Genomic DNA, 21,312 nt, shown 5'->3' with positions numbered 1-21,312 from the left:
CGAAAGGTGGAACCATGATACGTCGCTCGCCCTGGTTAAATCTTCGGCAGTTAAGCGAGTAAGTCTTCGTAGAAAGCGCCGTAAGGTCTGCTCGGGTGCGCGATCTGGATCTCCAGAATCCACAACCCGGCATTGGGGTAGTGCTCGAAATCTCCCAGGTCGCCGCCGCGATGAATGGCGTGGGGGAAGTCGCTGACGCGGTGGCCTTTGATGTCGAGGTTGAGTTTCCAGCCCATGGCCTGGGCCTGTTCTTCGGCGTAGCGGTAGAGTTCGAGGCCGACGACCTGGTCGTTTTTCCAGCGCGCCTGAACGCGGTCGAACAGTTCTTTGGCGGCGTGGGCGCAGGCGTTCATCTGCGGGTCGCTGCCGGTGGCGAAGGTTGCGCCGGCGTCGCCTTCGTGGCCTTGCCACACAGCGCCCATGTCGATGACGAAGATGTCGTCTTCACCCAGCACGGGGTCGCCGTCGGAGCGCTGCTTGAAGGTCTTGAGCGTGTTGGCGCCGAAACGCACCAGCAGCGGGTGCCAGATGCGTTGCATGTCGAGCTCGGCGAGGACATGTTTGCCCAGTTCGCGAGCCTCGGACTCCAGCATGCCGGGGCGGATGCGTTGGGCAAGTTGTTCGATGGCGCGCCAGGTCATGGCCTGGGCGTAGCGCATGGATTCAATGTTATAGGCGATGCCTACGGCTTCTTTGGGGTGTGCGGACACCGGTCTCTCCTTGATAGCGCTATGATATTTACTATATAGCGATTGAGGTAGCGGGCCCAAATGAAAATATCAAAGATGCAGCCCGGCCAGGCTGCCTAACACCACTGCCACGCCCGCCGCCGTATACGCCATGCGCTTCAACCACTCCTTGCGTGTGAGCAACGTAATCGCCGCCAACGAAATCGCGATCTGAATCGCGGTCATCGCCTGGGCCCAGCGGTGGTGCTGGTGCAAAGCCTGCTCTGATTTTTCATCCCATTCCCGCGAGGTGGCCTCAAGTTTTTCTGCCTGCTGGCGCACGTCTTCCTTCTGGCTTTTGTAGCGTTCGATTTCATCTTTGTAATGCGCGGCGTCCACGCCCGGAATATGGGTGGCCAGTTCCGCCAGGTTCTGACGGCTGGATTTGGCCTGGTAGTAGTTCCACTGGTTGGCGGCTTCGGTCTTGAAGATGGCCGCGTTGTTTTTGTCCATCGCCGCTTCGCTTTCGGTGGAGCCGGCCTGGTAGCTGAGCATGGCGCCGAGGGTGGCCATCAGCGCGGTCATGACGGCGATGCGGCTGGCGAAATTGTCCCCGCGTGCGTGGGCATGTTCAGTGGTGTGTTCGATGTGTTTTTCGTGGGGGCTGGGGACTTCGAAGGCTTCGGACATGGTGGCGGCTATGAACGGACTGAGGGAGTCTGATTCTTCACCTCTGCGGCTGTCTCAAGCCTGTACGTAACGCCGAATCAGCTGCGTATACACCGCGATGTTGATCAACAGCACCAGGGCACCCAGCACCATTTGAATCTGCGGGGTCAGCCCCGCTGGGTAGATGAGCGCAACAATGTAGTGTTCGATAAACCCGCCGCCATAGCCGTCTTGACCGGCGAGATGGCGAAGCAGGTTTTCCCCGCGCGTCAGTGGGCAGGGCAGGTGGAAAACCTCGACGGCCACGCCCCACGCGGCGGCGGGCAGGTGCAGCCAGATAACCGGCCGCCACTTTAGGGCCAGCAGCCCGCCGAACAAGACGAATAGGATGAAGCAAAGGTGGAACAGCACGAGGTTGTCGGCAGCTAGGCGGTAGAGCATTGTGTGTGCTTCAAAAGGGGGAGGGCATAGTCTAAAGGGTTGCCCGCAGGTAAGTGGGGCCGTTATTGTGCTGAATCCTTTTAGTCCTTCGCCCCAAGGATCTGTTGTGATGAATCCACCGCGTACCGTTGCCCCGATCAAGGCTGTGATTTTCGATATGGACGGGTTGTTGCTGGACACTGAAGGCATCTACACCGAAGTCACGCAGATCATCGCCGAGCGTTATGGCCGTACCTATGACTGGGGGATCAAGCAGCACATTATTGGTCGCGGGGCGCAGGACTTGGCGGAGTACGTGGTCAAGGCCCTGGACTTGCCGATTACGCCGGCCGAGTTTCTGGAAATTCGCGAACCGTTGATGAGTGAGCGTTTTCCCAGGGCTCTGGGCATGCCCGGTGCCGAGGCATTGGTGCGGCATTTGAAGGCGCACAATATTCCGATTGCCGTGGGCACCAGTTCGTCGCGCAATTCGTTTGGCCACAAAACCACGTTGCACCGCGAGTGGTTCAGCCTGTTCGGTACCATTGTCACCGCCGACGACCCCGAGGTGGGCGCCGCGAAACCTGCGCCGGATATTTTCCTCACCGCCGCCCGCCGCCTGGGTGTGGCGCCGCAGGATTGCCTGGTGTTTGAAGATTCACCGTTCGGCGTCACCGCCGCGAAGGCCGCTCATATGACCGCCATCGCCGTGCCCGATGAAGCCATGGCTGACAGCAAGTACCACCACGCCGACCAGATCATCCGCAAGCTGGCGGACTTTGACCTGGCGGCTTATGGTTTGCCACCGATGTCCTGATTCACCGCAGGGCAGAAAATGTGGGACGGAGCCCCTCCCACATTTGATTTCATTGCTCCCGAACTATCAGGCGCTGAACCCGCCATCAATGGTCAGGCTGGCACCGGTGATATACCCCGCTTCCGGCCCGGCCAGGTACGCCACGAAACTGGCGATCTCTTCCACATGCCCGTAACGCCCCACCGCCATCAGCGCCATCAGGCTCTCGGCAAAATCGCTGTTCGCCGGGTTCATATCCGTGTCCACCGGCCCAGGTTGCACATTATTGATGGTGATGCCCCGCGGCCCCAGGTCCCGCGCCAGACCCTTGGTCAACCCCACCAGCGCCGCCTTGCTCATCGCATACGGCCCGCCACCGCCAAATGGCATGCGCTCGGCATTGGTGCTGCCGATGTTGATCACGCGGCCACCTTCACCCATATGTTTTGCCGCTTCCTGGGTAGCGATAAACACGCTGCGCACGTTGATTGCCAGGGTCTGGTCGAAGTCTTCCAGCTTGAAGTCTTCCAGCGGTGCGATGGCCAGTACGCCCGCGTTGTTCACCAGAATATCCAGGCGTCCAAAGGCTTCGACGGTGGCGTTGACCGCATTGCGAATCGCTGTCGCGTCTGCGCTGTCAGCATGGATCGCCAGGGCTTTGCCGCCGGCACTGATCACGCTGTTTTGCAGTTCTTCGGCCTTGGCCGCCGAGCTGACGTAGGTAAAGGCGACGGTTGCACCTTGTGCGGCAAGGCGCTTGACGATAGCGGCGCCGATGCCGCGGGAACCGCCTTGAATCAAGGCGACTTTACCGCTGAGGTTGAGTGTGGTCATGTCGATCTCCTGGTTGTTCAAGGCGGTATGCCTTGTTGTTGGAGTCGAGTATCGACCTCACCCAACCCTACCGGTAGACCGTGATTGCTATAGTCTGTGTAAACCAAAAGTTTAGAGTGGGTGCAGATGGAGAGCTTTGGCAGTATCGAATGCTTCGTGCGCAGCGCCGAAGGCGGCAGCTTTGCCGAAGCGGCGCGGCACCTTAGCCTGACTCCGGCAGCGGTCGGTAAAAGTGTCGCCAAGCTGGAAGCGCGCCTCGGTGTGCGGCTGTTCCAGCGCAGTACCCGGCGCCTTACGCTCACCGAAGCGGGCAAGCTGTTCCTCGAAGAGGTCAGCGGCAGCCTCACCACCATCCAGAACGCCGTGGCCAACCTGGCCAGTGCCGAAGGGCGGCCGGTGGGCACGCTCAAAGTCAGCATGGGCACGGTGTTCGGCAATCGTTATGTGGTGCCGCTGCTGGGGGAGTTTATGCGCCGCTTTCCGGATATCAGTCCGGACTGGCATTTTGATAACCGCCAGGTCGATCTGATCGGCCAAGGCTTCGATGCTGCAATTGGCGGTGGTTTTGAGCTGCCCCAGGGCGTGGTGGCGCGCAGGTTGACCCCGGCGCATCGGGTACTGGTGGCGTCTGCTGCCTACCTGGCGCGGCGCCCGCCGGTAGTGGCGCCCGAGGACCTGGCGCACTGCGATGGCATCCTCATCCGCTCGCCGCAGACCGGCCGCGTACGCTCCTGGCAATTGACCAGCCGCGAGCGTGAACACCGCCCGCTGGTGCTCAAACCCGGCATGACCATGAGCGACTCCGAAGCCGCCTGCTGTGCCAGCGCCCAGGGTCTGGGCGTTGCGCTGGTGAGCATGCCCATGGCCGTGCCGTTCCTCGATAGCGGCGCGGTGGTGCGGGTGTTGCCGGACTGGTATGTCGACGACGGCAATATTTCCATTTACTACGCCGAGCACAAGTTACTGCCCGGTAAAACCCGGGCGTTTGTGGATTTCATCATTGAGCGGTTTGCCGAGCAGGGTTTGGCACAACAATTCAGCGCGATCTAATGTGGGACGATTCCACATTTTGGACCTTCAGCGGCCGAACATGCCGGGCCAACCAATGACCCTCTTCGGCCGTGGCGTCGCGTAAGTCCTGACCTTCGACGTCGACAACCCCAACCGCACCAGCGACTCGGCAATGGTCACCGCCGCCGTCACCCCATCCACCACCGGCACTCCGGTGCGTTGTCTGATCTGCTCATCCAATCCCGCCATGCCACCGCAGCCCAGGCAGATCACCTCCGCTTTGTCCTCGCGAATGGCCAGTTCCGCCTGGCGCACGATGGCTTCCATGGCGGCCAATGGGTTTTCTTCCAGCTCCAGGACCGCCATGCCACTGGCCCGCACTGAGGCGCAGCGCTGGTACAGACCGGCGAGTTTCAGGCGGTCTTCAATCAGCGGCACGGTGCGGTCCAGGGTGGTCACCACCGAATAGGCATGGCCCAGGAACATCGCCGTGCTGGCGGCGGCTTCGGTGATGTCCACCACCGGTACGTTCAACAATTCCTGCAGGCCTTCGCGGCCGTGTTCGCCGTAGCCGGCCTGGATCACTGCATCGAACGGCTGGTCGTAGGCCATGACCCGGTCCATCACCGCAATGGCGGCCAGGTAGCTTTCAAAGTTGCCTTCCACCGATTCGGCACCGAAGAAAGGCGTGAGCCCGACAATCTCGGTGCCCGGTGACGCCACGCCCCGCGCTTGCTGGGCGATGGTGTCGGTAATGGATTCGGTGGTGTTGACGTTGACCACGAGGATGCGCATGGAATGTCCTTGTTTTAATGACTGACGTTATCGACTGCAATACTTTCGCCGCTGACATCGGCGTAGAACGGCTGGCGCTTGGCGATCAGCAGGTACAGCAGCCCTGCAATACCGGCGCCAAACAACCAGGAAAACGGCGAGACGCTGGCAAACCCTGGCAGCAGCGCCAGCAGAATGGCGATCACGGCGGCAGGAACAAACGCAGCCACCGCGCGTAAATTGACCCCTCGGCTGTAGTAATAAACGCCTTTCGGGTCTTCGCTGTACAACTGCGGTACGTCCACCTGGCTTTTACGGATCAGCCAGTAGTCGACCATGATCACCCCGTACAACGGCCCCAGCAGCGCGCCCAGGCCGGAGAGGAAGTACACGATCACCAGCGGGCTGTTGTAGAGGTTCCACGGCAGGATCAACACCGCCACAGTGGCGCTGATCAGGCCGGCGCGACGGAAGTTCAGGTACTTGGGCGCCAGGTTGCTCAGCACAAAGGCGGGCGCGACGAAGTTGGCCATGATGTTTACCGCCACGGTGACGATCAGGAACGCCAGGCAGCCCAGCACAAGGAAGAAGGTATTGGGGATGGCCGCGATGATTTCGGTCGGGCTTTCGATCACCCGGCCGTTGAGTTGGAACTGCCCGCCGCACAACAGCACGGTGATCGCCGCGAACACCAGGATGTTCACCGGCAGGCCCCAGAAGTTGCCGATCTGGATCGTCCTGCGGCAGGGCGAGGAACGGGCGAAGTCGCAGAAGTTGAGGATCAGCGTGCCGTAGATCGACAGCCACAGTGCGCCACCGGCAAAGATATTGCGCCACATTTCGCCACCGCTCAGCGGCTCGCGGATCGACCAGGCAATGTTGCCGCCCGCCTGGAAGTACATCCAGCCGGCCAGCGCGGCCACCGTCAGCAAAATCACCGGTCCGGCGAAGCCTTCATAACGCCGCACCATCTCCATGCCGTAGGCCAGGATCACCAGTTGCACGAACCAGATGGCCACAAAACACGCCCAGCCAAGGGATGACAGGCCGAGGATCGAGTTGTGGTCATAGTCAGCAAACCCTGGATGAATCGCCGTCAGCAGCACGCGGAAAACCACCGAGGCCAGGTAGGTCTGGATACCAAACCAGGCAATCGCAATCACTGCCCGGATCAACGCGGGAATCTGCGCGCCGTGAATGCCGAAACTGATGCGGCTGATTACCGGGAACGGAACGCCGGTCTTCTGCCCCATATACCCCGACAGGTTCATGAAAAAGTACACCAGCGCCGCACCGATCCCCAGGGATAACAGGATCTGCCAACCGCCCAGGCCCAACGCATATAGGCCTATCGCGAACGAATAGTTGGCGATGTTGTGCACGTCGTTGGTCCACAGCGCAAAGATGCTGTAGCGCCCCCAGCGTCGGCCTTCGACCTTGGTTGGCGCGAGGTCTTTGTTGTGCAGGCGTGGGCTGAGCACCAAGGGGCCGGGGCTTGCGGCGTCTGGGTTCAGGGCAGAGGAGGGCAGATCCAGTGCGATATTGTTCGAGAGGCTTGTACGCATTCCGGCAGGCTCCAGCACATCTGCTGGAAGTCCGCAGATGGCAAAGTGTATGTAGGTTTTGTATTTATTGTATACAAAGCGCATTTCACCTTAAGCCACATACGTGCCAGTTTCCGATCTATGAAAATCGTGGGTAATTTCGTTTTTATAGGATGGTTAAATAAATAGCTGAATTCAAAGAGATATAAATTGACCGGTTGAACAGCTATTTATTTTTTGGTTGCGAGCGGTGGATTCACCGGAGCAACCGATAAGCCGGGGAGAGTGTTACGTTATGGTGCGGGTAAAGGCAGATTGCACACAAAAATGGCACCGATGGTTACATGTGTGTGTACATCTCTAACACTCCACCCAAAACAAAATGTGGGAGGGGGCTTGCCCCCCGATAGCGGTGTGTCAGTCACTGATGCAGTGCATGACACTCAGCCATCGGGGGCAAGCCCCCTCCCACATTTTCCAACTGCGTCAGCCCTTAGGCCTTGCTGATGATATTCCCCGCATGCAGCCCGCATTCCTTCTGCGTGGCCTCTTCCCACCACCAACGACCCTCTCGCTCATGCTGGTTCGGCAGCACAGGCCGGGTGCACGGCTCGCAGCCGATGCTGATAAACCCGCGCTCATGCAGGCTGTTGTAAGGCAATTCCAGCATGCGGATGTATCCCCAGATCTCCTCGCTGCTCATCTGCGCCAGCGGGTTGAACTTGTACAGGGTGCGTTCCGGGGTGGAAAAGGCGGTATCGATCTCCAGCGCCGCCACCTGGCTGCGCGTGCCTGGGCTCTGGTCACGGCGTTGGCCGGTGGCCCAGGCCTTCACGCCGGACAGCTTGCGGCGGAGCGGCTCGATTTTGCGCACGCCACAGCATTCGCCATGGCCGTCCTTATAGAAGCTGAACAGGCCCTTTTCCTTGACAAAGGGTTCCAGCTTGCTCTGGTCCGGCGAGATCAGTTCGATATCGATCTTGTAGAAGTCACGCACCTGCTCGATAAACCGGTAGGTCTCCGGGTGCAGGCGGCCGGTGTCGAGGCTGAACACCTTGACGTTCTTGTTCAGCTTCCAGGCCATGTCCACCAGCACCACGTCCTCGGCACCGCTGAAGGAGATCCACAGGTCATCGCCGAACTGGCTGAACGCCAGTTTGAGAATATCCTGGGCGGATTTGTTGGCGTAAGTCGCGGCGAGTTCAGCGACATCGAAGGCTTGGTTCATCAGGACGGTTCCTACAGGTCAGTGGCGCTGAGCGCTCTATAGGGGAGCGATGGTATCAAAATCCGCTCTGCGTTGCGGCGGGGAGCTTGAATCGCTAGAGTTCGGCAGTCCTTTTGCTCGCTCAACCAATAACATCCAATAGGAGTGTCTTGTGGAAATTGCCTGTCTTGACCTGGAAGGGGTGCTGGTTCCGGAAATCTGGATCGCCTTCGCCGAAAAAACCGGTATTGAATCGCTGCGGGCCACCACCCGGGACATTCCCGACTACGACGTGCTGATGCAGCAACGTCTGCGCATCCTCGACGAACATGGCCTCAAGCTCGCCGACATCCAGGCCGTGATCGCCACGCTCAAGCCACTGGACGGCGCCATCGAATTCGTCAACTGGCTGCGCGAGCGTTTCCAGGTGGTGATCCTGTCCGACACCTTCTACGAATTCTCCCAGCCGCTGATGCGCCAACTGGGTTTCCCGACTCTGCTGTGCCACCGCCTGATCACCGATGAAACCGACCGCGTGGTGAGCTACCAACTGCGCCAGAAAGACCCCAAGCGCCAGTCGGTGCTGGCGTTCAAGACGCTCTACTACCGCGTGATCGCCGCCGGCGATTCCTACAACGACACCACCATGCTGGGTGAAGCGGACCGTGGGATCCTGTTCCATGCGCCGGAAAATGTGATCCGTGAGTTCCCGCAGTTTCCGGCGGTGCACACGTTTGAGGATCTGAAGAAAGAGTTCATCAAGGCGTCGAATCGGCAGTTGAGCCTGTAAGTCATTTTGTGATGCTGGTGGCCCTATCGGGGGCAAGCCCCCTCCCACACTTTGATCTGTGAATACATTTCAAATGTGGGAGGGGGCTTGCCCCCGATAGGCCCGGCCCCGCCATCGCTTATCCCTCTGCCAGCAACCGCTCGTAAGGAATGCTCAAGCCTTCATGCAGCCGCTTGATCATCGACAGGCTGAGCTTGCGCTTATGGTTCAACACCTCTGACACTCGTCCGCTGGTGCCGATGAATGGCTCCAGGTCGCGAGCCGTCATGCCGAGCTGCTCCATGCGAAACCGAATGGCTTCCACCGGATCAGAAGGTGGCATTGGAAAATGTTCCGCTTCGTACTTTTCAATGAGTACGGCAAGAATCTCCAGCTCGTCACCCTCTGGCGAGCCGATCTGCGCCCCCCAGAGCTGCTCCACCCGTGCGAGCGCAGCCGTCAGGTCTTCCTGGGAATGTATGGGCTTGATGTTCATTACACGGTCTCCGCATTGATCTGGTCGTACTGCGCATGGGTCCCCACGAAACGGATGAACCCAAGTTGTCGCTGATAATCGATCGCCATGATCACTCGATACTTGTTGCCGCCGACGTTGAATACAACCCTGCCGCCTTTGAGGATGCTCGCTGTCCTGAGCTCTGCCTTCAGTGCTTGTGGCGTGGGATAAGTGGTCCTCCCGTTTTGGGAGATATTGGAGGTGGTGGCGTGGAGATGCAATCTCGGAAATAATTCCTGACGAATACGCAGTCGCTTCATGTGATCCAGGAAGCAGCTGTGTACTACAGGCTTTCCAAAGTGTGTAACAAAACCCGCACCTTCGTCAGCGACTCCTGATACTCCGCCTCCCACTCGGAATCCGCCACGATCCCACCGCCGCCCCAGCAGCACACCTGGCCGTCCTTGACCAGCAAACTGCGGATGGCAATGGAGCTGTCCATCTCGCCGCGCACGTCCAGGTACACCAGCGAACCGCAATACAAACCGCGTCGGGTCGGTTCCAGTTCGTCGATGATCTGCATGGCGCGAATCTTCGGCGCGCCGGTGATGGAGCCGCCGGGGAAGCTGCCGGCGATCAGGTCGAGGGCGTCTTTGTCGTCGGCCAATTCGCCGATCACGCTGCTCACCAGGTGGTGCACGTTGGGGTAGCTTTCCAAGCTGAACAACTCCGGCACGCTCACCGAGCCGGTGCGGCAGGTGCGGCCGAGGTCATTGCGCAGCAGGTCGACGATCATCAGGTTTTCGGCGCGATCCTTGGGGCTGGCCAGCAGTTCGGTGGCGTGGGCAGCGTCTTCTTCAGGCGTGGCTCCGCGGGGGCGGGTGCCTTTGATCGGGCGGGTTTCGACCTGGCGTTCACTGATACGCACGAAACGCTCGGGTGACAGGCTCACTACCGCGCCGTTATTCGGCAGGCTCTGGAACCCGGAGAAGGGCGTCGGGCAGGCTTCGCGCAGGGCGCAATAGGCGACCCAGGGATCACCGCTGCACGGTGCGCGAAAACGCTGGGCGAAGTTGACCTGATAGCAGTCGCCGGCCTGGATGTAGTCCTGGATGCGTTCAATGGCCAGGCGGTAAGCCGCGACGCTGAGATCCGCTGCCATGGGGCCCTGCAATGTGAAGCGTGCAGGGGCGGCGGCAACGTCACCGCTGAACAAGGTGATCAGCCGCTGCCGTTCGCTATCGGCCAGCGCCGGGTGAAATACCAGTTGGCTGGTCTGCGCCGAGTGATCACTGATCAGTGCCCAGGCATACAGCCCGAAACGCGCATCCGGCAGGTGCAAATCATCCACGGCCAGATCGGGCAGCTGTTCCAAGTGTCGGCCAAAGTCGTAGCTCAGGTAGCCGATCAAGCCGCCGGCAAACGGCAACTCGTAGCCGTCGGGCAATCTCGCCTCACCCAGCTGTGAAAGGTTTTTCCGTAACCGCTGTAGGAAGTGGCTGCCGCTTTCGTCAGGATCCACCGCCAGAGTCGCCTCAGGCCAGGCGCTGAGCAGGTCATAACGACCGCGTTCGGCCGCCGGTCGACCGCTGTCGAGCAGCACCGCGCCGGGGGCATGGCGAATCGCCGCAAAGTACTCGGCGGGGTTGGCCCGATAGGGCAGCGGGTGTACGGAACAGGTCGACATGCGAGGGTGGATCAGCCAAGGCGCGGGGGAGGGGATTGTAGTCCCCCGTAGGGCTTGCTCCTAGGGGGGATGTCGGGGATAGACAGATTGAAGGCTGGATCAGCCCTCTACAGGGGGAATATGCCCAAACATTTCCTGCACGAACTTGACTCGCTCTTCCGGGGTTTCCGTCACGCCGGCGGCTTTCAGCGCTTCCAGTCGTGCTTCTACCGCGTGGGTGCGCAAGGTCAGGCCGCAGTCGTTGGCGATCTGGATGTTCAGCCCTGGCCGCGCATTCAGTTCGAGGATCAGCGGGCCTTTTTCCTGATCCAGCACCATGTCCACACCGATATAGCCCAGCCCGCACAGCTCGTAACAGCCAGCGGCCAGTTTCATGAAACCGTCCCAGTTGGGCAGTTGCACGCCATCCACCGCATTGGTGGTATCGGGGTGTTTGGTGATGATGTTGTTCAGCCAGGTGCCGCGCAGGGTCAGGCCGGTGGCCAGGTCCACACCGACGCCAATCGCGCCCTGGTGCAGGTTGGCCTTGCCGCCGGATTGGCGGGTCGGCAAGCGCAACATGGCCATCACCGGGTAGCCCATCAGCACAATGATGCGGATATCCGGCACGCCTTCGTAACTGATGCTCTTGAAGATCTGGTCGGGCACCACGCGGTACTCGATCAGCGCACGGTCGCGGTGGCCGCCCAGGGAATACAGGCCGGTGAGGATGCTGGAAATCTGATGTTCGATTTCCTCATGGCTGATGATCTTGCCGGACACCGTGCGATAGCGCCCTTCGAAACGGTCGGCTACCACGAGAATACCGTCGCCGCCCGCGCCCTGGGCCGGCTTGATCACGAAGTCGCTGCGCCCGCCGATAATTTCATCGAGCTTGTCGATTTCTTTTTCGGTCGAGATCACCCCGTACATTTCCGGCACGTGGATGCCGGCAGCGATCGCCCGTTCCTTGGTGATGATCTTGTCATCCACGATCGGGTACAGGCTGCGTTTGTTGTACTTGAGCACGTAGTCGGCATTACGCCGGTTGATGCCCATGATTCCCCGCGCTTCCAGGGCTTTCCAGGTCTTCCAGAAGCCGAACATTATGAGTCAGCCTTCAAGAACGCCTTGAAACGCACCAACTCGGTCAGGCGGTAGCCGCGATAACGACCCATGGCCAGCATGAAGCCCACCAGGATCAAAAGGATCGCGGGGAAGGTGAACACGAAGTACACCAGCTCGGGCACGCTCATGATCAGGTGCGCCAGGGAAGCAGCGAACAACGTACCAATCGCCACCTTGAGCGCATGGTTGGCCCCGCGCTCTTCCCAGGTGATCGACAGGCGTTCGATGGTCATGGTCAGGATCACCATCGGGAACAGCGCCACCGACAGCCCGCGTTCCAGGCCGAGTTTATGGCTGAACAGGCTGATGGCCGCGATAAGCACCACCACGAACGTCAGCACCACCGACAGTCTCGGCAGCATCTGCAACTTCAAGTGTTCCAGGTAGGACCGCAGCGACAGCCCCAGCGCCGTGATGATCGTAAACAGCACAATCCCGAAGCCCAGCTGCGTTTCGCGGAACGCCAGGGCAATCAGCACCGGCGTGAACGTGCCCAGGGTCTGCAGGCCGATCAAGTTGCGCAGGATCAGAATCACCAGCACGCCAATCGGGATCATCACCATGATCATGAAGGTCTGCTGGGTTTGCAGCGGCAGGCCGTACAACGAGTATTCGAGGAAGTTGGCGTCGGTGTTCTCGTCGGTCAGCTTGGCCAGGCGAATTGCGTTCATTTCGCTGTTGTTCAGACTGAACGTCACCATGGCCTTCTTGCCGCCGTCGACCGTGATCAGGTTTTCATCGCCGGTCCACCACAGCAGGCGGTCGGTGGGCAGGCCCTGTTCGCCGGTTTCCGGATTGAAGTACAGCCAGTCATTGCCATTGAAGCTGCGCAGCCACAGTTCCGGGGATTGCGGCTGGTCGGCGACCAGGCGGATGGTGTGGACCTTTTCCACCGGCACATGGGCTATCGACAGCAGCAACTCGACGATCTTGGCCTTGTGCGGTACGGAAGGGTCGCCCGCCAGCAGCAGCTTCACATTGTCGTCGTTGAGGTTGTTGGTGCGCTTGATGGCTTCGGTAATAAAGGTTTCGACGTCGGCCGAGTGCTGGCGGATCGGCGCCAGCAGGGCTTCGGCGGCGATCTTTTCCGGGCCTTCCACGGCAATGCTGTCGCGGAAGGTCGGGCCCTTGATCTTGGTTTTTTCGCCGCTGTAACGCTTGGTCAGCACCAGGCGGTAATACAGGGTCTGGTTGCCCTTGGCCCGGCGGGCAGACCAGGTGACCTTGCGGTTGCCGTCGGTACGGTTGACGCTCACCCCGTAGTTATTCGAGATAAAACTCTCATTGAGGCTGACAAAGTCGCGGCTCAACGGTGGCACGAACATCTGGATCTTTACCGGGTCCTTCGGGTTGGCGACGAACTCGACCTTGGCGTCGATGTTCCACAGGTCGTCGGTGGCGTCCTCGGTGACAGGAATGCCCAGCACGAAGATCTGGTAGGCGGTGACCGAAATACCCAGCACCACCAGGATGGCGATCAGGATTTTCAGGTGCAGGGTAAGAGAGCGCATTCGGTTTACTCGGCGGTATGAGCGTCGGCGGCGCAGGCGGGTTTGCCTGCTGCGTATTTAAGACTGGGGTCGACCAGCGCATCAAAGCGTTTCAACGCTTCGGAGCCGATCAGCAGCGGGTATTGGAATGCGCTGCGGTCAGTCAAGTTCACTTCGATGCTGCGTAAAGCGGTGCCCATGCAGATATCCAGGGCAATCACTGGTCGGGCGGTGTAGTTCTTGTCCTCATCGGGATCGTAATCGCCGGCACGGCGCTTGATCTTGCTGACGCGGGCCAGGGGACGTTCGATGGGGTGGGAATGGGCGGTGTCGATCGCCAGGTAGAAACGCACCCAGGATTCGCCGTTGCGCTTGAAACGCTTGATATCGCGGGCGCTGAGGGAGGCGGTCTTGGCGCCGGTGTCCAGCTTGGCGGCGACTTCCAGGTTGATGCCAGCCAATTGGGCGTATTCGTTGAGGCCATACACGGTCTTCTCGGCGGCAACGCCAAGGCCCGGTACGAACAGTAGGCAAAACAGGGAAAAGGGCTTGAGTCTCATAGATCCTGAGGCGATGCAGTGCGATGTTCAATTCAAGGCGACTGGCATTACTGCGCAAGCTCCCTCGTGCGCCGTTTCATCCAATGATGTCAGGCAAATTCGGCGGGCATTCTAACATGATGCTTTTTTGGCGCCAGCGCTGGCAGGCGGCCATGCCTTGAGAGAGGTTAGCCGTGGTTATTAGACGATTGTCGACAATGTGGATTTATTCTTTGACTATGCGGGTCTGATTAGCTAGTTTTTGCCACATTGCTTTTAAAGGTGTCGACAATATGCTGGATCAGCTGCAAACGCCGGTGGTGGCGCAGGACGATTCCCAGACCATGTCCGAGAACGTCTTCCGGCGCATCCAGGCCGCCATCGTCAAGGGTGAGATTGCCCCCGGCAGCAAGATTTCCGAGCCTGAGCTGGCGCGCACCTACGGCATCAGCCGTGGCCCGTTGCGCGAGGCGATCCATCGCCTGGAAGGCCAGCGCCTGCTGGTCCGCGTGCCTCACGTCGGCGCTAGAGTGGTGTCCTTGAGCCACGCCGAGCTGGTCGAGCTGTATGAGATCCGCGAGTCCCTGGAAGGCATGGCCTGCCGCCTGGCCGCCGAGCGCATGACTGACGCTGAAATCGAAGAATTGCGCCAGGTGCTGCACACCCACGAACGGGATGCCGCGTTCCAGGCCGGTGTCGGCTATTACCAGCAGGAAGGCGACTTCGATTTTCATTACCGGATCATTCAAGGCGCCGGTAACCGCACCCTGACCCAAATGCTCTGCGGCGAGCTGTACCAGTTGGTGCGCATGTACCGCATCCAGTTCTCCGCCACTCCCAATCGTCCACGCCAGGCCTTTGCCGAGCACCACCGCATTCTTGATGCGATTGCCGATCGCGACGGTGAACTGGCCGAACTGCTGATGCGCCGTCATATCGGCGCGTCCAAACGCAACATTGCCCGTCACTTCCCGGACGGTGCCCCTGATAGAGGTGAGTCATGAGTTCGAATAATAAAAGCACACCCGGCCAGCGTTTCCGTGACGCGGTCGCCAGCGAACAGCCGTTGCAGGTCGTCGGCGCAATCAACGCCAACCATGCGCTGCTGGCCAAGCGTGCGGGCTTCAAGGCGATTTATCTGTCGGGCGGCGGCGTTGCGGCCGGCTCCCTGGGCGTGCCTGACCTGGGCATCACCGGCCTGGACGACGTGCTCACCGACGTACGCCGCATCACCGACGTGTGTGACCTGCCGCTGCTGGTGGACGTGGACACCGGTTTCGGCTCGTCGGCGTTCAACGTGGCGCGCACCGTCAAGTCGATGATCAAGTTCGGCGCCGCTGCTATTCATATCGAAGACCAGGTCGGTGCCAAGCGCTGCGGTCATCGCCCGAACAAAGAAATCGTGTCCCAGCAGGAAATGGTCGACCGCATCAAGGCCGCCGTGGATGCGCGCACTGATGACAGCTTCGTGATCATGGCACGCACCGACGCCCTGGCCGTCGAAGGCCTGGAGTCCGCGCTGGAGCGCGCCGCCGCCTGTATCGAGGCCGGCGCCGACATGGTGTTCCCGGAGGCCATCACCGAACTGGAGATGTACAAGCTGTTTGCCGCCCGGGTGAAAGCGCCGATCCTGGCCAACATCACTGAATTCGGTTCGACCCCGCTGTACACCACCGAACAGTTGAAATCTGCCGATGTTTCCCTGGTGCTGTACCCGCTCTCGGCCTTCCGCGCCATGAACAAAGCCGCCGAGAACGTCTACACCGCGATCCGTCGCGACGGCACCCAACAGAACGTGATCGACACCATGCAAACCCGCATGGAGCTTTACGACCGCATCGACTACCACACCTTCGAGCAGAAGCTCGACGCGCTGTTCGCCGCGAAAAAGTAACGAACGGCCTCCCTGAATAACTACAAGATTGGAGAACGAACATGGCTGAAGCAAAAGTATTGAGTGGTGCCGGCCTGCGTGGTCAGGTAGCCGGGCAGACTGCATTGTCCACCGTGGGCCAGGCCGGTGCCGGCCTGACCTATCGCGGCTACGACGTGCGTGAACTGGCCGCCGATGCGCAGTTTGAAGAAGTTGCCTACCTGCTGCTGTACGGCGAACTGCCGACCCAGGCCGAACTGGCCGCCTACAGCAAAAAGCTGAGCACGCTGCGCGACCTGCCCCAGGCCCTGAAAGAAGTGCTGGAACGCATCCCCGCCGACGCCCACCCGATGGACGTGATGCGCACCGGTTGCTCGTTCCTGGGCAATATCGAACCCGAGAAAGACTTCAGTGTGCAGCGCGATGTCACCGACCGCCTGCTCGCCGCCTTCCCGGCGATCATGTGCTACTGGTACCGCTTCAGCCACGACGGCAAGCGCATCGACTGCGTGACCGACGAACCGAGCATCGGTGGCCACTTCCTGCACCTGCTGCACGGCAAGAAGCCGAGCGAGCTGCATGAAAAGGTCATGAACGTGTCGCTGATCCTTTACGCCGAGCACGAATTCAACGCCTCGACCTTCACCGCCCGCGTGTGTGCCTCGACCCTGTCCGACCTCTACTCCTGCGTCACCGCCGCCATCGGCTCCCTGCGTGGCCCGCTGCACGGCGGCGCCAACGAGGCGGCGATGGAAATGATCGAGCGCTTCTCCTCCGCCGAAGAGGCGGTGGAAGGCACCCTCGGCATGCTGGCGCGCAAAGACAAGATCATGGGCTTTGGCCATGCGATCTACAAAGACAACGACCCGCGCAATGAAGTGATCAAGGGCTGGGCGAAAAAGCTCGCCGATGAAGTGGGCGACACGGTGCTGTTCCCGGTCTCCGAAGCAATCGACAAGACCATGTGGGAGCAGAAGAAACTGTTCCCCAACGCCGACTTCTACCATGCCTCGGCGTACCACTTCATGGGCATCCCGACCAAGCTGTTCACGCCGATCTTCGTCTGTTCACGCCTCACCGGCTGGGCCGCGCATGTGTTCGAGCAGCGCGCCAACAACCGCATCATCCGTCCAAGCGCCGAGTACACCGGCGTAGAGCAGCGCAAGTTCGTGCCAATCGAACGTCGCTGAAGACCGGCGATTCCAGGGTTGGAATGAGCTCAAAAGTGGGAGGGGGCTTGCCCCCGATAGCAGTGTGTCATTCAACACATGTATCAACTGATACACCGCCATCGGGGGCAAGCCCCCTCCCACATTTTGATTCCATTCCAGCCTCGGATCGGCGCAGGTCTTCCTTTTTGCAACTACCGTGACCGAGTCCTGACGATGAACACTGAATTCCGCAAACCGCTCCCCGGCAGCCGCCTGGATTTCTTCGATGCCCGAGCGGCCGTCGAAGCCATCACCCCCGGCGCCTACGCCACCTTGCCCTACACCTCCCGCGTACTCGCCGAGAATTTGGTGCGCCGTTGCGACCCGGCCACCCTCGACGCGTCCCTGAGCCAGTTGATCGAACGCAAGCGCGACCTCGACTTTCCCTGGTTCCCGGCGCGCGTGGTGTGCCATGACATCCTCGGCCAGACCGCCCTCGTGGACCTCGCCGGCCTGCGCGATGCCATCGCCCTGCAAGGCGGCGACCCGGCGCAGGTCAACCCGGTGGTGCCGACCCAACTGATCGTCGACCACTCCCTGGCCGTCGAAGCCGGTGGTTTTGACCCCGATGCGTTCGAGAAAAACCGCGCCATCGAAGACCGTCGCAACGAAGACCGTTTCCACTTTATCGAGTGGACCAAAAAGGCCTTCAAGAACGTCGACGTGATCCCGCCGGGCAACGGCATCATGCACCAGATCAACCTGGAGAAAATGTCTCCGGTGATCCAGGTGCGCGACGGCGTGGCGTTCCCTGATACCTGCGTCGGCACCGACAGCCATACGCCCCACGTGGATGCGTTGGGTGTGATCGCCATTGGCGTTGGCGGCCTGGAAGCGGAGAGCGTGATGCTCGGCCGCGCCTCGTGGATGCGCCTGCCGGAAAGTGTCGGTGTCGAGCTGACGGGCAAGCTGCTGCCGGGCATCACCGCCACCGATATGGTGCTGGCGCTGACCGAATTCCTGCGCAAACAGAAAGTCGTCGGCGCCTGGCTGGAGTTTTTCGGCGAAGGTGCCTCAGCCCTGACCTTGGGCGACCGTGCGACCATCTCCAACATGGCCCCGGAATACGGCGCCACGGCGGCGATGTTCTATATCGACCAGCAAACCATCGCCTACCTGAAACTTACCGGCCGTGAAGACGAACAGGTTGCGCTCGTCGAGCAATACGCCCGCCACACGGGTTTGTGGGCTGACGACCTGAAAGGCGCGCAATACGAGCGCGGCCTGACCTTCGACCTGTCCAGCGTCGTGCGCAACATGGCCGGCCCGAGCAACCCTCACGCCCGTGTTGCCACCCGCGACCTGGCGGCCCAAGGCATCAGTGGGCAATGGGATGACGTGCCAGGGCAAATGCCCGATGGCGCGGTGATCATCGCCGCCATCACCAGTTGCACTAACACCAGCAACCCGCGCAACGTGATCGCCGCCGGCCTGTTGGCGCGCAATGCCAACAAACTGGGGCTCAAGCGCAAGCCGTGGGTCAAGTCCTCGTTGGCGCCCGGTTCGAAAACCGTGGCGATGTACCTGGAAGAGGCCGGCCTCGGGCATGAACTGGATCAGCTCGGTTTCGGCGTGGTGGCGTTTGCTTGCACCACCTGCAACGGCATGTCCGGCGCGCTCGACCCGGTGATCCAGCAAGAGATCATCGACCGCGACCTCTACGCCACCGCCGTGCTCTCGGGCAACCGTAACTTCGACGGGCGTATTCATCCCTACGCCAAGCAAGCGTTCCTTGCCTCGCCGCCGTTGGTGGTGGCCTACGCGATTGCCGGCACCATCCGTTTCGACATCGAGAAGGACGTGCTCGGCCTCGACGCCGACGGCAAGGAAATCCGCCTGCAGGACATCTGGCCGAGCGACGAAGAAATCGACGCCGTGGTCAAGGCTTCGGTCAAGCCGGAGCAGTTCCGCGCCGTGTATATCCCCATGTTCGCCATCCACGAAGACACCGGCCCCAAAGTCGCGCCGCTGTACGACTGGCGCCCGCAAAGCACTTACATCCGTCGCCCGCCGTACTGGGAAGGCGCGCTGGCCGGGGCGCGTCCGCTCAAGGGCATGCGCCCGCTGGCGGTGCTGCCGGACAACATCACCACCGACCACCTGTCGCCGTCCAACGCGATCATGCTCGACAGCGCCGCCGGCGAATACCTCGCGAAGATGGGCCTGCCGGAAGTCGACTTCAACTCCTACGCGACTCACAGGGGCGACCACTTGACCGCGCAACGCGCAACGTTCGCCAACCCGAAACTGTTCAACGAAATGGTCGTGGAAAACGGCAAGGTCAAGCAGGGTTCCCTGGCGCGCATCGAGCCTGAAGGCAAGGTTACGCGCATGTGGGAAGCCATCGAAACCTACATGGAACGCAAGCAACCGCTGATCATCATCGCCGGCGCCGACTACGGCCAGGGCTCGTCCCGCGACTGGGCGGCCAAGGGCGTGCGCCTGGCCGGTGTGGAGGCGATTGCCGCCGAAGGCTTTGAGCGCATCCACCGCACCAACCTGGTGGGCATGGGCGTGTTGCCCCTGGAGTTTTTGCCGGGCACCGACCGTCACACCTTGCACATCGACGGCAGCGAAACCTATGACGTGGTCGGCGAGCGCACCCCGCGTGCGCAACTGACCCTGGTGATCAACCGCAAGAATGGCGAACGTGTCGAAGTGCCGGTGACCTGCCGCCTGGACACCGCCGAAGAAGTGTCGATCTACGAGGCGGGCGGCGTGTTGCAACGTTTTGCCCAGGACTTCCTGGAATCGGCGGCGACGGCTTAAGAGGACGACCATGGCACACGCACCGCAAATCAAGATCCCCGCCACCTACATGCGTGGCGGCACCAGCAAGGGCGTATTTTTCAGCCTCCGGGACCTGCCCGCCTCGGCGCAGGTACCGGGCGCGGCACGCGATGCCTTGCTGCTGCGGGTGATCGGCAGCCCCGACCCCTACGACAAACAGATCGACGGCATGGGCGGCGCCACGTCGAGCACCAGTAAAAGCGTGATCCTGGCCAAAAGCACCCGCGCCGACCACGACGTGGACTACCTGTTTGGCCAGGTCTCCATCGACAAGCCCTTTGTCGACTGGAGCGGTAACTGCGGCAACCTGTCGGCGGCGGTGGGCTCGTTCGCCGTCAGCGCCGGGCTGGTCGATCCGGCCCGCGTCCCGCACAACGGCGTGGCCGTGGTGCGGGTGTGGCAGGCCAATATCGGCAAGACCATCATTGCCCACGTACCGATTACCGACGGCGCAGTGCAGGAAACCGGCGACTTCGACCTGGACGGCGTGACCTTCCCGGCCGCGGAAGTGCAGTTGGAATTCCTGGACCCGGCGGCAGAAGAAGAGGGCGGCGGTGGCTCGATGTTCCCCACCGGCAACCTGATAGACGACCTTGAAGTGCCCGGTGTCGGCACCTTCAAGGCCACGCTGATCAATGCCGGTATCCCGACGATCTTCATCAACGCCGAAGACCTCGGTTACACCGGCACCGAGCTGCAAGGCGCGATCAACGGCGACCCCAAGGCCCTGGCCATGTTCGAGACCGTGCGGGCGTATGGCGCACTGCGCATGGGCCTGATCAAACACCTGGACGAAGCCGCCCAGCGCCAGCACACGCCAAAGGTCGCGTTTGTGGCCAAACCTGCGGATTACGTGGCGTCCAGCGGCAAAGCGATCAAGGCTGGCGATGTGGACCTGCTGGTGCGCGCACTGTCCATGGGCAAGCTGCATCACGCGATGATGGGCACGGCGGCGGTGGCGATTGGCACCGCGGCGGCGATTTCCGGAACCCTGGTCAACCTCGCCGCAGGCGGCATTGAGCGTAATGCGGTGCGCTTCGGGCATCCGTCGGGCACGTTGCGCGTGGGTGCCGAAGCTACCCAAGTGAACGGCGAATGGGTGGTGAAGAAAGCCATCATGAGTCGCAGTGCGCGGGTGTTGATGGAAGGCTTCGTGCGCGTACCCGGCGACGCCTTCTAAAACCCTGCACACATCCAATATGGGAGGGGGCTTGAACTGGTCAAGTAATCTTGGACACTGATTACGGTTCACGCCGCCAACCTTTCCTTCATGACCGGCGACCGGTAGTCGTTATAGCTGTGAGGCCTGCTGATGTTGTAGCGAGAGACATAGCGCTGTACGTCTGCTCGGGCCTCATGTTCCAGTTTGTAGCCCGTTTCAGGCACCCACTCTGATTTCAAACTGCCAAAGAAACGCTCCATCGGGGCGTTATCCCAGCACTCGCCTTTACGGCTCATGCTTTGCC

Annotated in this window: 22 protein-coding genes; 8 read left to right on the top strand and 14 right to left on the bottom strand. The window is 60.9% G+C overall.

The window, feature by feature from the left end; all coding sequences use genetic code 11:
• Positions 1-50: 50 nt before the first annotated feature.
• From EJD88_RS07395 to EJD88_RS07385, 3 genes are all read right to left on the bottom strand, one after another.
• A complete protein-coding gene (locus EJD88_RS07395; RefSeq protein ID WP_158877478.1) occupies positions 51-710 on the bottom strand; it encodes a M24 family metallopeptidase in 660 nt (219 codons plus the stop codon).
• Between the two features lie 69 nt (positions 711-779).
• On the bottom strand, positions 780-1,358 hold the full coding sequence (locus tag EJD88_RS07390; RefSeq protein ID WP_099582730.1) for a DUF4337 domain-containing protein: 579 nt from the start codon (positions 1,356-1,358) through the stop codon (positions 780-782).
• 54 nt (positions 1,359-1,412) lie between these two features.
• Complete coding sequence (locus EJD88_RS07385; protein ID WP_158877476.1) at positions 1,413-1,778, bottom strand: DUF2784 domain-containing protein; 366 nt, start codon at positions 1,776-1,778, stop codon at positions 1,413-1,415.
• A gap of 109 nt (positions 1,779-1,887) precedes the next feature.
• Between EJD88_RS07385 and EJD88_RS07380 the strand changes: the two genes are divergently transcribed.
• Positions 1,888-2,574 carry an HAD-IA family hydrolase gene (locus tag EJD88_RS07380; protein WP_112196465.1) on the top strand — a complete coding sequence of 229 codons (687 nt, stop codon included), beginning with the start codon at positions 1,888-1,890 and terminating at the stop codon, positions 2,572-2,574.
• Positions 2,575-2,640: 66 nt separating this feature from the next.
• On the opposite strand, the gene EJD88_RS07375 is transcribed toward EJD88_RS07380, so the two are convergent.
• Entirely contained in the window at positions 2,641-3,387 is a 747-nt protein-coding gene (locus EJD88_RS07375; protein ID WP_099582727.1) for a 3-oxoacyl-ACP reductase family protein, read from the bottom strand.
• Positions 3,388-3,513: 126 nt separating this feature from the next.
• Here EJD88_RS07375 and EJD88_RS07370 point away from each other — a divergent pair, with 126 nt between their 5' ends.
• Positions 3,514-4,437, top strand: a complete 924-nt coding sequence (locus EJD88_RS07370; RefSeq protein WP_158877474.1) for a LysR family transcriptional regulator — start codon at positions 3,514-3,516, stop codon at positions 4,435-4,437.
• A 27-nt stretch (positions 4,438-4,464) separates the two neighbouring features.
• Here EJD88_RS07370 and EJD88_RS07365 read toward each other — a convergent pair whose 3' ends face one another.
• The 3 genes from EJD88_RS07365 to EJD88_RS07355 all read right to left on the bottom strand — a co-directional run bounded on the left by EJD88_RS07365 (position 4,465) and on the right by EJD88_RS07355 (position 7,944).
• Positions 4,465-5,193: an aspartate/glutamate racemase family protein gene (locus EJD88_RS07365; protein ID WP_158877472.1), complete on the bottom strand. Its 729-nt coding sequence runs from the start codon at positions 5,191-5,193 to the stop codon at positions 4,465-4,467.
• A 14-nt stretch (positions 5,194-5,207) separates the two neighbouring features.
• A complete protein-coding gene (locus EJD88_RS07360) occupies positions 5,208-6,737 on the bottom strand; it encodes an NCS1 family nucleobase:cation symporter-1 (protein WP_099582724.1) in 1,530 nt (509 codons plus the stop codon).
• 472 nt (positions 6,738-7,209) lie between these two features.
• On the bottom strand, positions 7,210-7,944 hold the full coding sequence (locus EJD88_RS07355; RefSeq protein WP_099582723.1) for a phosphoadenylyl-sulfate reductase: 735 nt from the start codon (positions 7,942-7,944) through the stop codon (positions 7,210-7,212).
• Between the two features lie 151 nt (positions 7,945-8,095).
• Here EJD88_RS07355 and thrH point away from each other — a divergent pair, with 151 nt between their 5' ends.
• Entirely contained in the window at positions 8,096-8,713 is a 618-nt protein-coding gene (thrH, locus tag EJD88_RS07350; protein WP_099582722.1) for a bifunctional phosphoserine phosphatase/homoserine phosphotransferase ThrH, read from the top strand.
• A 118-nt stretch (positions 8,714-8,831) separates the two neighbouring features.
• Here the strand turns inward: thrH and EJD88_RS07345 are convergent, their stop codons facing one another.
• The 6 genes from EJD88_RS07345 to EJD88_RS07320 all read right to left on the bottom strand — a co-directional run bounded on the left by EJD88_RS07345 (position 8,832) and on the right by EJD88_RS07320 (position 13,993).
• Positions 8,832-9,188: a type II toxin-antitoxin system HigA family antitoxin gene (locus EJD88_RS07345; protein ID WP_099582721.1), complete on the bottom strand. Its 357-nt coding sequence runs from the start codon at positions 9,186-9,188 to the stop codon at positions 8,832-8,834.
• Positions 9,188-9,469 (bottom strand): type II toxin-antitoxin system HigB family toxin, encoded by a 282-nt coding sequence (locus EJD88_RS07340; protein ID WP_256673549.1) that lies wholly within the window; start codon positions 9,467-9,469, stop codon positions 9,188-9,190. The genes EJD88_RS07345 and EJD88_RS07340 overlap by 1 nt, the downstream gene beginning before the upstream one ends.
• Positions 9,470-9,492: 23 nt before the next feature.
• Positions 9,493-10,836 carry an aminodeoxychorismate synthase component I gene (gene pabB / locus EJD88_RS07335; protein ID WP_158877470.1) on the bottom strand — a complete coding sequence of 448 codons (1,344 nt, stop codon included), beginning with the start codon at positions 10,834-10,836 and terminating at the stop codon, positions 9,493-9,495.
• A gap of 99 nt (positions 10,837-10,935) precedes the next feature.
• Positions 10,936-11,922, bottom strand: coding sequence for an alpha-L-glutamate ligase-like protein (locus tag EJD88_RS07330; RefSeq protein ID WP_032887562.1), 987 nt, complete (start codon positions 11,920-11,922; stop codon positions 10,936-10,938).
• Positions 11,922-13,454, bottom strand: coding sequence for an inactive transglutaminase family protein (locus EJD88_RS07325; protein ID WP_099582719.1), 1,533 nt, complete (start codon positions 13,452-13,454; stop codon positions 11,922-11,924). Before EJD88_RS07325 ends, EJD88_RS07330 begins: the two co-directional genes overlap by 1 nt.
• A gap of 5 nt (positions 13,455-13,459) precedes the next feature.
• Positions 13,460-13,993 carry an ATP-dependent zinc protease gene (locus EJD88_RS07320; RefSeq protein WP_099582718.1) on the bottom strand — a complete coding sequence of 178 codons (534 nt, stop codon included), beginning with the start codon at positions 13,991-13,993 and terminating at the stop codon, positions 13,460-13,462.
• A gap of 272 nt (positions 13,994-14,265) precedes the next feature.
• On the opposite strand from EJD88_RS07320, the gene EJD88_RS07315 reads away from it, so the two are divergent.
• From EJD88_RS07315 to prpF, 5 genes are all read left to right on the top strand, one after another.
• The gene (locus tag EJD88_RS07315) at positions 14,266-14,976 is read left to right on the top strand and encodes a GntR family transcriptional regulator (RefSeq protein ID WP_099582717.1); all 711 of its coding nucleotides are present in this window, start codon (positions 14,266-14,268) and stop codon (positions 14,974-14,976) included.
• Positions 14,973-15,866, top strand: coding sequence for a methylisocitrate lyase (gene prpB / locus EJD88_RS07310; RefSeq protein WP_099582716.1), 894 nt, complete (start codon positions 14,973-14,975; stop codon positions 15,864-15,866). Before EJD88_RS07315 ends, prpB begins: the two co-directional genes overlap by 4 nt.
• Before the next feature lie 41 nt (positions 15,867-15,907).
• Complete coding sequence (prpC, locus tag EJD88_RS07305) at positions 15,908-17,035, top strand: 2-methylcitrate synthase (protein WP_158877468.1); 1,128 nt, start codon at positions 15,908-15,910, stop codon at positions 17,033-17,035.
• Between the two features lie 195 nt (positions 17,036-17,230).
• On the top strand, positions 17,231-19,825 hold the full coding sequence (gene acnD / locus EJD88_RS07300; RefSeq protein ID WP_112196460.1) for a Fe/S-dependent 2-methylisocitrate dehydratase AcnD: 2,595 nt from the start codon (positions 17,231-17,233) through the stop codon (positions 19,823-19,825).
• Between the two features lie 10 nt (positions 19,826-19,835).
• Entirely contained in the window at positions 19,836-21,026 is a 1,191-nt protein-coding gene (prpF, locus tag EJD88_RS07295; RefSeq protein WP_158877466.1) for a 2-methylaconitate cis-trans isomerase PrpF, read from the top strand.
• 68 nt (positions 21,027-21,094) lie between these two features.
• On the opposite strand, the gene EJD88_RS07290 is transcribed toward prpF, so the two are convergent.
• On the bottom strand, positions 21,095-21,312 hold a 218-nt coding region (locus tag EJD88_RS07290; RefSeq protein ID WP_158877464.1), incomplete at its 5' end, for an integrase core domain-containing protein.

This window comes from Pseudomonas sp. PB105, from assembly GCF_009764655.1.
GTDB classification, from domain to species: Bacteria; Pseudomonadota; Gammaproteobacteria; order Pseudomonadales; family Pseudomonadaceae; genus Aquipseudomonas; species Aquipseudomonas cyclaminis.
This window is presented reverse-complemented; position numbering and strand designations above follow the sequence as displayed.